This is a genomic window from Pseudomonas sp. WAC2, from assembly GCF_030403525.1.
GTDB lineage: Bacteria > Pseudomonadota > Gammaproteobacteria > Pseudomonadales > Pseudomonadaceae > Chryseomonas > Chryseomonas luteola.
Genome location: NZ_JAUEPD010000018.1, coordinates 1 through 637, shown reverse-complemented (window position 1 = coordinate 637; position 637 = coordinate 1). Strand labels below are relative to the sequence as shown.

1 protein-coding gene is annotated in these 637 nt (G+C 55.7%); it reads right to left on the bottom strand.

Going from position 1 to position 637, the window contains the following annotated elements:
* On the bottom strand, positions 1-637 hold a 637-nt coding region (locus QWJ10_RS23155), incomplete at both ends, for a cellulase family glycosylhydrolase (RefSeq protein ID WP_289929842.1).

Here is a 637-nt window from a genome sequence, read left to right as displayed (position 1 = left end):
AGTTGCCCCAACCCGGACCTGCCGCCCAGTAGGACGCCGGTACGCAATTCTCTTTCAGGTAGGCCAGCATATTGTCCATCAGGATGTTCCAGCGCGGGTTGTTATCCGGTACGCCGAACTCACCAATATAGCCACGCTTACCATGCTTTTTCAGCCACTCTACGAACGGCTTGACGCGATTCACGCCATACATCACGTCCAGCTTGTTGACGTCTACGTCACCATAGCTGCCACCGGCGTTCTCATCAAAATACGAGTGCGCCGAGAAAATGATGTTGTTGGATGGATCCTTCAGGTTCAGCAAGGGATCATTCCACTCCGCCCAGCGGGTAGCGCTCGACCAGCCGTTACCTTCCACAATGATCGGGCGAGTCTTGTCCACGGCGCGCACACCGTTGATACCGTATTGCGCAGCGGTCGCCCAGTAGGCCAGGGCCCCGTTGGGCTCATTCATGATGTCGTAGGCGTACAGGGCGGGTTGATTACTCCACTGCTGGGCAATCTTGGTCATGATTTCCTGGTAGCGCGCATACGGAACGCCACTGGTCCCAATCACCTGGCCGCGATAGCGTGCATAGTTATGCAGGTCCAGAATGATCTTGATGTTGTGCTTTTGCGCATAACCAAAGGTGCGGTC